General features: G+C 42.0%; 12 protein-coding genes. 3 read left to right on the top strand and 9 right to left on the bottom strand.

What is annotated here, in order from left to right:
- Position 1 precedes the first annotated feature (1 nt).
- Both codY and A3I5_RS0102670 read right to left on the bottom strand, forming a co-directional pair.
- Positions 2-790, bottom strand: coding sequence for a GTP-sensing pleiotropic transcriptional regulator CodY (gene codY, locus A3I5_RS0102675; protein WP_018373082.1), 789 nt, complete (start codon positions 788-790; stop codon positions 2-4).
- Between the two features lie 369 nt (positions 791-1,159).
- On the bottom strand, positions 1,160-2,374 hold the full coding sequence (locus A3I5_RS0102670; protein ID WP_018373081.1) for a pyridoxal phosphate-dependent aminotransferase: 1,215 nt from the start codon (positions 2,372-2,374) through the stop codon (positions 1,160-1,162).
- A gap of 740 nt (positions 2,375-3,114) precedes the next feature.
- Here A3I5_RS0102670 and A3I5_RS0102660 point away from each other — a divergent pair.
- The 3 genes from A3I5_RS0102660 (at position 3,115) to A3I5_RS0102650 (ending at position 6,083) form a co-directional block, all read left to right on the top strand.
- Positions 3,115-3,564, top strand: coding sequence for a universal stress protein (locus A3I5_RS0102660; RefSeq protein WP_018373079.1), 450 nt, complete (start codon positions 3,115-3,117; stop codon positions 3,562-3,564).
- Between the two features lie 185 nt (positions 3,565-3,749).
- Complete coding sequence (locus A3I5_RS12050; protein ID WP_018373078.1) at positions 3,750-4,589, top strand: hypothetical protein; 840 nt, start codon at positions 3,750-3,752, stop codon at positions 4,587-4,589.
- A 201-nt stretch (positions 4,590-4,790) separates the two neighbouring features.
- Entirely contained in the window at positions 4,791-6,083 is a 1,293-nt protein-coding gene (locus A3I5_RS0102650; protein ID WP_018373077.1) for a toxic anion resistance protein, read from the top strand.
- Between the two features lie 195 nt (positions 6,084-6,278).
- Here the strand turns inward: A3I5_RS0102650 and A3I5_RS0102645 are convergent, their stop codons facing one another.
- The 7 genes from A3I5_RS0102645 to A3I5_RS0102620 all read right to left on the bottom strand — a co-directional run bounded on the left by A3I5_RS0102645 (position 6,279) and on the right by A3I5_RS0102620 (position 14,473).
- Complete coding sequence (locus tag A3I5_RS0102645) at positions 6,279-9,176, bottom strand: transglutaminase-like domain-containing protein (protein WP_018373076.1); 2,898 nt, start codon at positions 9,174-9,176, stop codon at positions 6,279-6,281.
- Positions 9,177-9,366: 190 nt separating this feature from the next.
- The gene (locus tag A3I5_RS12780) at positions 9,367-9,531 is read right to left on the bottom strand and encodes a hypothetical protein (RefSeq protein ID WP_156809061.1); all 165 of its coding nucleotides are present in this window, start codon (positions 9,529-9,531) and stop codon (positions 9,367-9,369) included.
- Between the two features lie 127 nt (positions 9,532-9,658).
- Positions 9,659-10,492: an energy-coupling factor transporter transmembrane component T family protein gene (locus A3I5_RS0102640; protein ID WP_018373075.1), complete on the bottom strand. Its 834-nt coding sequence runs from the start codon at positions 10,490-10,492 to the stop codon at positions 9,659-9,661.
- Positions 10,482-12,164, bottom strand: a complete 1,683-nt coding sequence (locus A3I5_RS0102635) for an ABC transporter ATP-binding protein (protein WP_018373074.1) — start codon at positions 12,162-12,164, stop codon at positions 10,482-10,484. The genes A3I5_RS0102640 and A3I5_RS0102635 overlap by 11 nt, the downstream gene beginning before the upstream one ends.
- Before the next feature lie 83 nt (positions 12,165-12,247).
- The gene (locus A3I5_RS0102630; RefSeq protein WP_018373073.1) at positions 12,248-12,895 is read right to left on the bottom strand and encodes a uridine kinase family protein; all 648 of its coding nucleotides are present in this window, start codon (positions 12,893-12,895) and stop codon (positions 12,248-12,250) included.
- 1 nt (position 12,896) lies between these two features.
- Positions 12,897-13,670 carry a nucleoside phosphorylase gene (locus A3I5_RS0102625; RefSeq protein ID WP_018373072.1) on the bottom strand — a complete coding sequence of 258 codons (774 nt, stop codon included), beginning with the start codon at positions 13,668-13,670 and terminating at the stop codon, positions 12,897-12,899.
- Between the two features lie 299 nt (positions 13,671-13,969).
- Entirely contained in the window at positions 13,970-14,473 is a 504-nt protein-coding gene (locus tag A3I5_RS0102620) for a DUF6773 family protein (RefSeq protein WP_018373071.1), read from the bottom strand.
- Positions 14,474-14,535: the final 62 nt, after the last annotated feature.

Here is a 14,535-nt window from a genome sequence, read left to right as displayed (position 1 = left end):
TTTAATAATCTCGTTTCTTGATCTCCTCGAAGATATCTGGAATGAGCACCTTGAGATAGGTTCCTTTCATTCCTAGTGAGCGGCTCTCAATGATCCCAGCCGACTCCAACTTACGCAGAGCATTAACAATGACTGATCTGGTAATACCGATGCGGTCTGCAATGACGGATGCGGTCAACTGCCCTTCGTTTCCATCTAATTCGCGTAAAATCGCTGAGACAGCCTTCATCTCAGAGTAAGAAAGCGTGTTGACCGCCATGCTAACAGCCGTGCGCTTACGAATGCTCTCTTCGCCCTTTTCACGTTGGAAGTTGAGCAACTGAATTCCGACAACGGTTGACGCCATCTCAATCAAAATGAGATCCTCGTCCTCAAATTTATTATCGTTACGCCAAATGATTAAAGAGCCAAACCGAATTCCTGAAACGTGGATTGGGACAATCGTTGTCAAGCCATTGGGATAAATATCAAGCGATTCTTCTGGAAAAACAGATAAGTTACTATCAACAGGCAAGTTCGCCTCTGTATCGTAAATCATTGCAGCTGAGCGGATATAATGCTCTGGAAACTGATGTTTTTCAAAGATTTCTTCAACACGGTCATTATTGGTCTTGTATTTCATAAAGTAGCCCAGGATTTCTCCTGAACTATTGATAATACAAGCATTACAATCAATGATATCAGCTAATTCCTCAACCATCGGATTGTAGGGCAATTTCTTTTGCAACTGTTCCTCAGAACGTTTCAAAATCGCTGTAATACTACGTGTTTTCTCTAATAGAGTTGTCATAATGTCCACCTTGTTTTTGATTACCCTTATTATAACAAAGTCTGACCTATACTGCAATTAATTATCAGAAAATTTCCTATTGTTTTAGGGGATATAATTTTCTTACTTTTCATGCAGTTGACGAACGGTTGCGTAGATTTGTTCGGAAAACAACTTCCTGCTCTGATAAAAAAAGAGTGAGAGAGGCTGGGCTCAAGTCCAATCTCACCTCTCATCGTTTGCGTAAACACCTTAGCGCAGTGGTTGATTGGCAGATTTGTTCGTGTTTTACACTCCAAATCTGACCTAATCAACTGTGCGAGGGGTGAGAAAACGAACTCTTTTTGGGTTGTTCGAGTTCTTTCCCACTCCCTCTCACTTCCTTTGACATTATCGTCGGTATTGGTAAAGATGACGGGTCAATTTTTCTTGCAGCTCTGCCAATTCATCCACACGAGGTAAGAAGACAATACGGAAATGATCTGGTGTTGCCATGTTAAACCCGCGACCGTGGGTCAACAGAACCTTTTCTTCCTTGAGGAAATTGAGCACAAACTGCTCGTCATTTGAAATATCGTACATCTGGCTATCAATTTTAGGGAAAATGTACATGCCAGCCTGAGGCTCGACTGCTGATAAGCCCGGCACTTCGTTAATGGCCTTGTAGATAAAATTACGCTGTTCAAAAAGACGACCGCCTGGCAAAATCAGTTTGTCTGCGGACTGATGACCTCCCAAAGAGGTCTGAACAACCTGCTGAGCTAAAACATTGGAGCACAGGCGCATATTAGAAAGCATATTAAGGCCTTCAATATAGCCTTTAGCCCGCCTTTTGTCTCCAGATATTAACATCCAACCGACACGGAAGCCTGCAATCCGATGAGACTTAGACAGTCCAGACATCGTTACTGTCAAAACATCATCAGACAGGGTTGCCACAGGAATATGACGACGACCATCATACAAAAGACGGTCATAAACTTCATCTGAAAAGATAATCAAATCGTGCTGGCGAGCAATTTCAACAATCTCAGCCAAAATATTAAAGGGATAAACAGCACCAGTCGGATTATTCGGATTAATCAAAACTATCGCCTTGGTATTACTAGTGATTTTAGAGCGAATGTCGTCTAGATCAGGGTACCAATTGGCCGCCTCATCACAAACATAATGCACCGCGTGGCCACCTGCCAAGCTGACACAGGCAGTCCATAGCGGATAATCTGGCATAGGAACTAAGACCTCATCTCCATTATCCAAAAGAGCCTGCATTGACATGGAAATCAGCTCGCTCACACCATTACCAATGTAGATGTCTTCAACATCAATATGCTGAATCCCTTGAAGTTGATAATACTGCATGACTGCTTTTCGGGCAGGAAAAATGCCTTTAGAGTCTGAATAGCCTTCGGAATGGCGTGCATTAGAGATTAGGTCGCGAATCACTTCATCTGGCGCAGAAAACCCAAACTCAGCTGGATTACCTGTGTTTAACCGCAAAATCTTTTCACCGTTTGCCCTCATGCGATTGGCTTCATCAAGCACCGGTCCACGAATATCGTAGGCCACATGATCAAGTTTACTGGATTTATCAAATGTTTTCATAGTGTCCTCCACGGAATCTGCTTTCTATTGTAGCGCAAATTTGAGGATTAAACAATTAAAAGACTGTTGCTTAACTTCATTGAAAATGCTAAGCAGGAAAAAATTTAAATGACTCATAAAAGCTAATGAATGGAGGCCTTACCAAAATGTCTCTAGACTTTCACCCAAAGCCAGTTTTCTGCTATTCATCGTTCGCTTTTCAAAATAAAATCAGCACTTACATTTCTTGATACAAAAGAGAACACTACTGCTAGAAAAGAGTCAGTTCATTTTCTTCTATCTGACGTTCTATATAACCCCATCAACAGTAAGAAAAAGGAGAAAACTTCGACTAAGCAATAAAGCAGATTATTTTTCACAAAAATCTGGTAACAATTTAAACCAGTGACAAACAAAAATAAGAGCAGGATAAAAATTCTAGGACCGTTTAATTTCATGCTTCTCCTCCTTGACTGATACTTTAGTAAAATGTTTTCTTACGTTTATAGGCTTTCTATCTTTTATCATAGTCTAGCATAGGCCAACCTGTATCGCAAACGCTTACTATCTTTTTATACAAAATTTTTCCTAGAAATTTGCTAGAATGATTAGATTAGCGATAAACCAAACTAAGATTTATTTTTTAATTGTAAGCCTTTACATTTTTTCTAAAAAGGTTTACAATAGACTTACAAAGAGAACTAGAATTCTGCTTGACCAAAGCAGTCTTCTACTTGCACCCTAAAAAAGGAGGGATTTTTATGATTCAAACTTATCAATGCGTCATGGTCGCTGTTGACGGCTCACCAGAAGCAGAGCTGGCTTTTGAAAAAGCTGTTAATGTTGCTTGGCGTAATCAGGCTCAACTTGTGATCGCTCATGTCATCGATAATCGCGCCCTTCACACCTACTCAGCCTTTGACACCAATGTTTATGTCAATTTAGAAACTGAGGCCAAGGTTCAGTTGGAAAAATACGAAGAGCGTGCTCGCGAAGCTGGTTTGCAACATGTGAAATCCGTGCTTGAATTAGGCGATCCTCGCCCACTTCTGGCTAAGGAAATCCCTGATCGTGAAAATGTTGACCTCATCTTACTAGGGGCAACTGGTCTTAACAGCTTTGAGCGTTTGCTGATTGGGTCTTCGTCTGAATACATCATGCGCAACGCCCGTGTGGATTTACTGATTGTCCGTGATCCAAATAAAGTCTAGCTCACTTATCAAGCCTCTCAGAGAGCTGTGGAACGCTTTAAAATCTTCGGATTTTAGAAAACCTTCACAGCTCTTTTTCTTCCATAAAACCTGTTAAAAGCTTGTATCCAGCGCCATTTCAGTGTATAATTTGATAGAAAGAATGTGGGAGGAGGGACTATACTGGCGCTTGCCAATAAGACACTATGCTTGATTTATTATATATTTTAATGTGGTTAGCTGTTCCAACTGCAACTGTAGCTGCTGCTATCATCGGTGGACTTCGCTACAAAACAAAAACAGAACTCAAAAAAATAGAATTACTATCAGTTAATCTGAAACTCGGGCTCGATTACGTTCGCAATTTGAAGCAAAATAACGAGGAAGGCCAGTACCCGAAACTTTATAAGAGAATCAATCACGATTCCAAAGAATTGAGTGAGTTGATTGAGCGTCACGGAGACAAAATGGCTCCTCAGCGTTACCAAGAAGTCATCAGTATGATTCATATCGCTTCTGCTTTGCAACCCAAAGGGAACTTTCTGACGGATGTGACAGATGGGGTGCTCAACTTGGTCGAGGACATCTTTCCAGATGCTGAGCGGGTGATGTCTTTCTTGCGCCCTAAAGACACAACTTCCAATCCTGACTACATCTACCAAGCCGCTGATGATAAGGCGAGCGAAACCTTAACTAGGGTTCGCTATATCCAGCAAATAGCACCTGAGGTCCTTGAAATTTACACATCGCTTGCAAAAAGTAACGAGCAGATCGTTGCCAAGCTGGAACAATCCGAACTCTCCAATAAAAATGAGCTCTTAGCCATTCACCAGAGCAACATGCGTAATTTCAATGATGTTCTTGACGGCTATATTAAAATAAAGGAAGATCCAAGCCAGTATTTCAAAGCACAGGAACGTCTTGACCGTGCGAAACTTTCTCTTGAAAACGGCCAAAAAATTCTCACCCAAACCCTGCGTCAAATCAACGAAAATGATATGATGAATTTCGAAATTAGCTTGCGCATGCTACAGAATGAGAATTAAGCACAGAATAGGCAGACTGTCAAAAATCGTAAGAATTTACCATCTAGATACTTTAAACCAAAAGAACTTTTTCGATCATCAAGGCTTTTTTAGGACTGAGATTTAGCCTAGTCCTAAAACAACGATGAGTAGTAACTAAAGACAGATTTGAGTAACTGTGCTAAGCTGTGAATACTAATAACTAACAAACAAGGAGTTTTTATGTCTCAAGAATTTCACTTTGATATTGATAAAATTGCCAATTCGGCTGCTGTTCCAACAGATAAAACAACGGAGCTTATCCAACAAACTACTGAAGGTGAGGCTGATAGTCTCTCATTCTTTGATAAATTGACCGATGAGCAAAAACAGGCGATTTCAAGTCGCGTGCCGTCCTTAGTTGATACCTTTGTTGAAAACCAAAACAGTCTTTTGGATTTTGGTAAGGAAGCTGTTGATGATGTCAATAAGACCGTCAATCACATTCTCAAAGAACAAAAGAACATCCAAATCCCTCAAGTGGATGAGATGCTCTTAAACACCAACCGTGAGTTAAATGGCTTTGTTGCGAAGTACAAAAACGTAGCGGAAGCCGCTGAGTTAGAAAAGAAACCAAACCTCCTCCAAAAACTCTTCAAGCAAAGTAAAAACACTATTCAGGATTTCTACTTTGAAGCACAATCAATCGAGAATCGCATGGACAGTCTCGCAGCTAGTGTTGCCAAAAACGAGGATACCCTTTCGCGCAATATTGTCTCAGCTGAGCTACTGATTGAAGAAAATACCAATTCTATTGAAAACCTAGTTGGCGTTATTGCCTTTGTTGAAGCCAGCGGTCGCGAAGCTAGTCAGCGTGCTCATAAACTTCAAAATGAACTGGCTTTACTGGATCCAACATCTGTTGACTATCAAGTGAAAAATGAAGAAATGATGCGGATAACAGAGGTTGTCAATTCACTAGAGCAGCAACGTACCGAATACATCAGTCGTCTCTATGTCGCTTGGGCTACTACGCCACAGATGCGCAATCTGGTAAAAGTTTCTTCAGACATGAAGCAAAAACTCGGCATGATTCGTCGCAATACCATTCCAACCATGAAACTCTCTATCGCTCAGCTCGGCATGCTCCAACAGTCAGTTAAGGCCGAAGTCACTGCTGATGCTATTATCAATGCCAATAATGCTGCGCTTCAAATGTTAGCTGAGACCAGTAAGGAAGCTATTCCGCGCATGGAGGCTACTGCTCAACGACCAACCTTAGCTGTAGAAACGGTCACTAAGTTGGCCGAGAGCCTTGTTGCGCAAAACGAGGGCATCATCCAAGCCATCAATAATGGCCGTGCCCAACGTCAACAACTTGAAGCAACAATTGTCAAGTCAGCCCAGACCATCAATGATTCTGTCATGTTACGTGACCGTAAGATCGTTGAAGCTTTGCTTGAAGAAGGCAAAGCTACTCAAGAAAATCTTGCCAAATCTTCCCCTGAAGACGTTACCCCCGATATAGCACAATAATCCAAAAGACCACTGCTTATCTATTTGAGCAGTGGTCTTTTGGTGATATAGACAATCCACTTTAAAACAATCTAGTCAGCCATTCTGTTAAACCTCCGACTAGACACTGTCGAAAAGGCCTCTAGAAATAGCACAACATCCTTTTTAAAGTGAAAACATGATATAGCTTCAAGCCAGAAAGGTCATGTTATCCATTTAGTTATTCGATTTTCTGTGAACAAGTTTTAAGAGTAAAGCAAATACTAACTGAACAGTGCCCAACAATTGTAACAACGGGTTGTTGATAACATTCGTTTTGGGAAGATGATTTTGTGCTTGATTAGCTTGGTTTGAGGTGCTTTTTGTTTGTTTGGTGCTTGCACTCTGTTGGTCTGATGATTCTTCCTGTTTCTGAGTTGATGCTTTTTGATCACTTCCTTCTTCTAATCCTTTTGGTGCAGTAGAATCTGACTTCATTGAGCCTTTATCTTCTGACTGCGGAGTAATTGGAGCACTTGATGAATCCGATCCCCCTTGAATCGTATTAGCCTTTTCAACTGCTGATTGACCAGCAAGTTCCTGTTCTGATGGCTGAGCTGGCATGGTAGTTTGTGAATCTGTAGTCTCGTCTTGAGCGCTTTCTTCTGATTCTACCTGTTGCTCTTGCAGTTCGGGTTGTGGCTGAGTTGACTCTTCCTGAACTACATTAGCTTTTTCTGTAGATTCTTGGGCAGGTCGTTCTGATTCTGCTTGTTTTTGGGTTAACTCCGCCTGAGCGGCACTAGCTTTTGCTACGGCTTCTTGGGCAGCACGCTCTGCTTCTGCTTGTTTTTGGGCTAGTTCTGCCTGAGCAGCATTAGCTTTTGCTACGGCTTCTTGGGCAGCACGCTCTGCCTCTGCTGTTTGATCTTGCAAATCAGCCTGTTGTTGAAGTAATTCTGTCTGAGCTGTGCTAGTCTCTCCAGCTGCTGATTGGGCAGCAACTTCTTGGTCTGATGGCTGAACTGGCATGGTAGTTTGTGAATCTGTAGTTTCGTCTTGAACGCTTCCTTCTGATTCTTCTTGTTGCGCTGGCAATTCAGATTGCGGTTGAGCTGCTTCTGCCTGAATGGTATCAGCTTTTTCTGTGGCTTCTTGGGTAAGACGTTCTAATTCTGCTTGTTTTTGAACCAACTCGTTCTTAGCTGCTTCAACTTTTTCTGCTGCTTCTTTAGCAGCACGCTCTGCCTCTTCCGCTTGAGCCTGTAAAGTAGCTTGTGAGTCTGTAGCTCCTTCTCGAACAGTTCCTTCTGAGTCTACTTGCTGCGATTGCGATTCGGGTTGTGGCTGAGCTGCTGCCGATTGAGTTGCTTTTTCTTGCTCTGCTTTTTCTTTAGCAGCTTTTAACTCTGCTTGTTGGCGTTCTTGTTCTTCTTGCTCTTTTTGAGCCGCTTTTTGTGCTTCCTCCTCTGCTTGCTGCTTAGCTACTGCTTGTGCTAGTCTGTCTGCCTCACTCTGTCCTGCCTTCGCTTTTTGAGCTTGCAATTCAGCTGTTTTCTTAGCGAGTTCTTCTTGGCTTAGTTTGTTTGGGTTTTGTTTTAATTCTTCTAATTCATGGAGAATTTTCGCTTGTTGCTCTAACGGTTCCAGTTTTTGAGACAATGTTTTGTCAGTAGTAAGTTGTCCATAAAATGGGTAAGTAACATTGAGAGCTTTATTGTATTTATCATAATCTTCTAAGTCCAGCTCTTCATTTGGGAGGTTCTTAGTATCTTTTAAAAGTGTCTCTAAAAAACTTTTCGCCTTTTGACCTCTCCATTCATTCGAACTATCGTAGGTTGCATCCGCAACTGTTTTCAGAGCTTGAACCAGCTCTTGACGTCTCATCATCAAGTTTTCTTTCAAATCCTTTGAAATCATATGAGGAACTCTGTTTTTTAACGCAACCTCTGAGTTGAGATACAGCAAAGTTTTAGTATCCTGCTTCTTCGCCCAGTTTTCAAACTCGGCATTGATTGTCATGAATCCTTGGGGATTGCTCACATTGAACGACGCGTTCCGATGACTTACATCAAGGATGTTGTAAGTATCAATCCTCTCTTTGTAAGCGCTTTCGTTATGTGCACGATGCTCTTCTCCTAAAGACCAACCTGTAGTCGAATCAATGGTGTGCCACTCTTTACCAAAGTAAGCACGAGTAGCCGCATGAGAGCCACTGGAGCGATTATTTAGTCCAAGCTGACCTTCCACCTGGTAAGCAGGTATTCCCATAAGATTTAAGGCACGAGCTGTCGTCACACCAAAACCTAGACACATGGCTGTTTGATGGTCTGTAACTGAAAAAATGTTTGATGCTCTGAGATAGTCGGCATATTTATCACTATAGTAGGCCTTATAATCATAAGAAATCGTGTTCAGGATATAGATCAGCCATTTCTTGACTTTCTCTTCATCACTGTCCGCTTGAGCATCAATTCCTGCTTTCTTAATCAGCTCAATCAACTTTGCATCATTTTGCTGGTATTTTTCAAGGGTTATGTATTCTGAAAAATGAGTTAAATCCGTAGAAAAATGTATCCTTTGGGAATTAATCTGCACTCCAGAAGTTTTTAACCGTTGAATTCCTCCCGTACGTAGACCACCACCTGCCAACAAATAACGCAGGTTAAGGTCTGAAGCGATATTAAAGCTAGTGTGAACCGTCTTTCCAGTATTGAGAAGGAAGTTACGATCTTTAAAAAGATCATCATACTCTTCTTGAGAATTAATGATTTCATCGTTTTTGTTGACGATGAAAACGGTATTTTCATGGCTATTCTTATGATTGATAACCACAAATTGTGTGTTTTCAGGTAGTGCTTTCTCTAAATCTTGTAGTTTTATGCCTGATTTGTATTCTGATCCTTCACCGAGCTTCCAGATGGATACAACGGCATCTTGCCCCTTTTCTTTTACCAAATTTTTGATAAAGTCCGCGTTGCTTAAAGAAGACTTTTCCATATACTCGGAATTTAGCTTCTTCTGCGGATCTTTCTGCATAGCCAGCACATGGCTCGCCGTATCAGCAGAATAGGCAGGAGTAGAGAGTGTTATCCCAATCGCTGCAACACTGAGGAGGATAAATTGTTTCTTCATAAATGATCTTTTCCCTTTGCTTCGTTTTTTGTGATTAGAACTAACTCTAATCACCACCTCACTCATTAAAACACACCGTGTAACCGCAGTCAAGGGGGTCTAAGAAAACCATACATAAAAATTACATCGTCTTAAGATTGCATTGAGATTTCTAGAAAAAATTGATCAACTGGCCTATATTTGCTAAAAATCAGAGAATAGGACAAAAATCATCCACTGGAGCTTCTTTGACACTTGCTTTGCTACTCACTGTCAGGACAGGTGCATAAAAAATTGCACTTATCCAGTTTTTCATAAGTGCAATTTTTAAAACAATTTCATAGTTTTTTAAAAGAACTATTAGATTTTCTCTCATCAACGGGTAGGTGTACTACAATTTTCTCAAAATCGTAACACTACAAATTGAAAATAGATTCCTGAAAAGGAAATTTTCTTCCTGCATTTGTCGTGATTCACTGCTAGCTTTTTTGATATAGATAACCTTAAAACGGATTGTAAAATCTTCCTTCATTGAGAGCAAAAAGACTAAGCGTGACGATGAGTACCAAGAGACTTAAGCCAATAGCTAGGTAATCTATTTTTGACAGGGCCTGCTGAGTGTACCAAGTCCGCTTTGGGTGTTGACCGAATCGACGAAGCTCCATGGCGGTTGAGATGGTCTCAATGCGGTTAAGGGAGCTAAAAATCAGAGGCAAGATGATTTGCAGGTTTCCTTTGATCCGCTGACTTAGCTTAGCTTTTTGTGATAATTCCAATCCACGCGCTTCCTGACTTTTCTTAATCATGCTGTATTCTTCCTGCAGGTCTGGTACATAGCGGAGCGTCAAGCTAACTGCATATGCTACCTTGTAAGATAGACCGATCTGATTAAGACTGGAGGCAAACTGACTAGGATGTGTCGTCATCAAAAAAAGAATAGCCAAGGGTACTGTACAGAAATATTTGATAAAAACATTAAAGAGGTAAAAGAGTTGCTCAGCCGTTACTGTAAATCTTCCCCAGCCTTGTGCCAGTAACGTTCGACTTTCATAAATGCCCACACCGTATTCCGGACTAAAAAGGTAAATGGTTACCAGATTGATAACTAAAAATATACCAATAAAGGCCAGAACAAAGGTTATCTGACGCCATTTGATACCTGATAAGTGAAATAAGACCATGCTAGCTAAAGCAACTGCTAAAATCAAGCGTGTATCATAAGTTGCCATAACAGACACTGAGACAAGGATAAAGAAAATCAACTTGCTGACCCCTGACATCTCATGGATAAAACTCTGTCCCGGCTGATAACCGAGAATCTTAGGATTAGATGCCATCCTGCTGACTCCTTTCCTTGTAAAAATAGCTAAGCTCAATCGGATCCATGCCTAGACGCTGGGCTAGTGTGAAAATACTGGTCTCCCTCAGGTGAGCCTGCTTAACCAAATGCAGGTCTGATAACACCGCAACTGGCAATTGATCTGCTATAATCTGACCATTTAAAACTACGATACACCGATCGCTGTATTCCAACATCAATTGCATATCATGGGTAATCATAACAATGGTGTGCCCAGCCTTAGCTAAGTCATCCAGAAAGGCCATCATTTCCTGATAGTGAGCTTGATCCTGACCAGCCGTTGGTTCATCCAATAGTAACACCTTAGCTCCCAAGACCAAAATAGCAGCAATCGTCACGCGCTTCTTCTGCCCGTATGATAGAGCTGAAATCGGCCATTTACGCATAGTATACAGACCGCAGACCTTCAAAACATCGTGCACGCGCTTTTCAATTTCTGCCTCATCAATACCACGCAAACGCAAACCAAGTGCCACTTCGTCAAAAATCATGGTCTGACTAATCATCTGATTAGGATTTTGCAGGACATAGCCGATACGTTCGGCGCGCTCCTTGATCGAATCGCCAGAAATATCTTGTCCCTGCCAGAGGATTTCTCCATCCGCCTCCACAAACCGACAAAGCGCTTTAGCCAGTGTTGACTTGCCTGCACCATTTTTTCCGACAATAGCCAGACGCTCTCCAGCCCGCAAATCCAGATCAATTTCCTTGAGAACCATTCTGTCCGTATAGCCAAAACTCAAGTTTCGTACGCTCAGGATCGGTCGAACATCGCTAGCGGAAGGCTGATTTTCTTGGGGCAATGGCAGAGCAGTCAAGCCTGTCACATCCAGCGCATTCAGCTTGTCCAATGGCTTATCAGCTGTTAGGTCATAACCCAGCTCCCTCAATACAGACAAGTAAAGTGGCTCACGAATCCCATTTTCCACCAGCAAGGTCGTCGCTAAAAGCGAACTCGGTGTGCCGTTAAAAATAAGTTTGCCTTCATTGATCAAGATAATCCGATCCAGCTCAAGAGCTAGCACCTCTTCCAGACGGTGCTCAATGATCACGGTCGTCGCGCCAGTTTCAGCTTGCAACTGCTTGATGAGTGCAATCGTATCGCGACCAGCCTGTGGATCCAGATTAGCCAACGGTTCATCAAAGAGCAAAATCGGACTCTCATCAATAAGAACACCTGCTAAGCTGACCCGCTGTTTTTGTCCACCCGACAAATCTTGAGGGCGCTGATGCAAGAAGTCAGTCAATTCCAATTGGTCAGCCCACTTAGCAACCTGCACCTTCATGTCAGCTTGCTCAACCATGTCATTTTCCAAGGCAAAAGCCATGTCCTCCGCTACTGATAAACCGATAAATTGGCCATCCGTATCCTGCAAAACAGTTGACACTAACTGAGACCTCTCATAGATAGACAGGCCAAAAGCTGGCTGACCTGCCAGCAAAAACTCCCCAGACATCTCCCCTTTGTAGATGTGGGGAATAATGCCATTCAGAAGTTGCCCCAAGGTTGATTTTCCTGAACCAGACGGCCCAGCAATCAAGACTTTCTCGCCCTCAGCAATGGTCACATCCAAATTTTTTAAGGTCGGCTCAGCCTGAGCATCATATTTAAAAGACAGGTTTTTGAGTTCAATCATCGTTTTTTTCATCTCTTTTATTGTAAACTAAAAAGGCTGAATTGTCAGCCCCTTTCTAGCTTTCAAAAACTTATAATCTCTTATAGCTTTTAGCTTTAATCTCTTGAAAAAATGCTGCGCTCCACTACAAAATCGTTAGCCGACTGATTGATAACTAGATCAAAAGTTGACATCAAGGGAGCCATGTAAAGCTCATACTGTCGCCTGCGATGGGCATGCGTCTGTTGGACAAAGCTTGCATCGCGACCACGCTGGCTCGTGTCTCTAGCCAGACGCCGCATCAATTCTGTCTCCCCATCAGTATAGATAAAAATCGACAAGTCAAATAAATCTGCCTCTAAAAAAGTCGGTGTCATCCCCTCGACAATAGTAACCGAGCGTTTAGCCATAAGACGCTCCTGAGCTTGCCAAGGCGTATCTATCGTCAAAATATCCATACCAGCAGCCAGCATTTGCAAATCTCGTCTGAGGCCAGACAATTCATGTCGTAAAGGATGGCAGGCTGTAATAGCATGCTGAGTAGACTGGCCATCAATGTCATAGGATAGCAAGGCGTCTTGACTGTACTTCCCTAATATAATATATGGGTCACAGGATAACAGATTTGCCTCACCTGCTGGTAAAGCCTGTAACAGTTGTTGAGCGAAGGTCGATTTGCCAGATCCGCCATGACCACAAATGCGTATCACCGTCTTCTCTCGCTTAGCAATAAATGCTAAAATCTCTGTGAGTAATGTCTCCATCTTATCCTCTCTGTGCAAATGTCACTGCTAACGCCATCGCAAAAGCTGCAACCTTGTCTTTCTCATCCAAATCAGCCGTATTGGACAAGGTTCTCGGATCCCAGTCTTCTTCTGAGAGATGATCCGCTGCATAGAAAAAGTGGCAGACGGAAACTTCACGAAAATCGGCCCAAGCAGCCACCGCAGAAGCCTCCATGTCCACACAAATCGCACCAAGCTCTTTACAACGATTAAGCTTTCCGACAGTTTCACGGTAAATCCCATCAGTCGTCCAGACCTTACCTGTTGCATAGGAAATCTGATTCTTCTCTAAAAAGGCTAGCAAGTGTTCCTGCGTACCTTGGTTGAGCAAGATTTCATCCGATACTGGCGCGTAATGAAAGGACGTCCCTTCATCGCGAATCGCCATGGTCGGCACGATGATTGAGGTCTCCTTGATATCATCATCCAGCACCCCGCAGGTTCCAAACAAGACCAAAGTCTCCATGCCCATAGCCACCAAATCCTCTAGAATGGCCACACAGGCAGGAGCCCCAACAACAGAATTGAAAAGACCAATTTTTTGACCAGCTAGCTCTGCTACATAGATTGGTATCTCCTGATTAGCAATAGACGTCCGTGTGATTTCCCGCCCCTTAAAATCAGCCACCATGCGACCAAAAGTCTCTCTCGCAAAACACGACACCACTACTTTTGGAAATCCTTCAATCTTATCCACCAAGTCCTCTGGATTGATAATAGCCCGCTTCTCTGAATCAAATGCTGTCAAAATCATCCTTACGCCCTCATTGCTTAAAAATATTGTCTTATTTTAGCAAAAGGAAAGCTAAAAAGCAAGACCTCCCTCGTTTTAACACGACAAACGCATGAAAAATGGCACCTATCCTAACTTTTGATAAGTGCAATTTTTTAAATCATTTTATCATCTTTGAAAAGAAATAGTGGTTTTTCTTCTAATTAACAATCGTATATTCCATATTTTTCACTAAATAGTAACACCAAAGAGCGAAAATACATTTCTCTGAAAGCGAAGCTCTCTTCATAGGCTTGCCATGTTGTTTCAAATGATCAATGTCACTCAGAATCTTTAGCCACTGACTCTTCACATTCAGAATCCTTGACTTTGATAGCCGCTTTTTTCTGTCGCTTACGGTAATGAATCACTAAAAAGATGACCAACTGAATGAGCAAAACAGCCAAGAAAAAAGTTCCCACAACAGACAAGAAACCTAGCTCCCACGGATTAACGTATTGTCTCTCATTGACATAGTAATAAAAAATTCCAAAAATCACTGTTAACAAGAGACTGGAAAAGAGCGTCAAATTCCAACTACTAAGTCGATCTAAGGTCATCTTTACTCCCAGACGAACATGACGAACCACTGTATAGACAACTGCTAACCCCAGACAAATCAGTTCTGTCACATAGGCCATCGCTTTCTGGTCATAGACAAACACCTTCACAATGACAGAACCCAGTAAAACAGTAATCAAGAGATAGAGCAACTCAGTCATGATTTGCTGGTGGACACTGACCTGATGCGAAACTTGCCCTAGACGTTTTAATCTTTCTTTCATAGCCTTTTTCCTTGATATTAGTTACTCCTATTATACCCTATATCCTACCATTAACAAAGATT

This window comes from Streptococcus merionis DSM 19192, assembly GCF_000380085.1.
GTDB lineage: Bacteria > Bacillota > Bacilli > Lactobacillales > Streptococcaceae > Streptococcus > Streptococcus merionis.
This window is presented reverse-complemented; position numbering and strand designations above follow the sequence as displayed.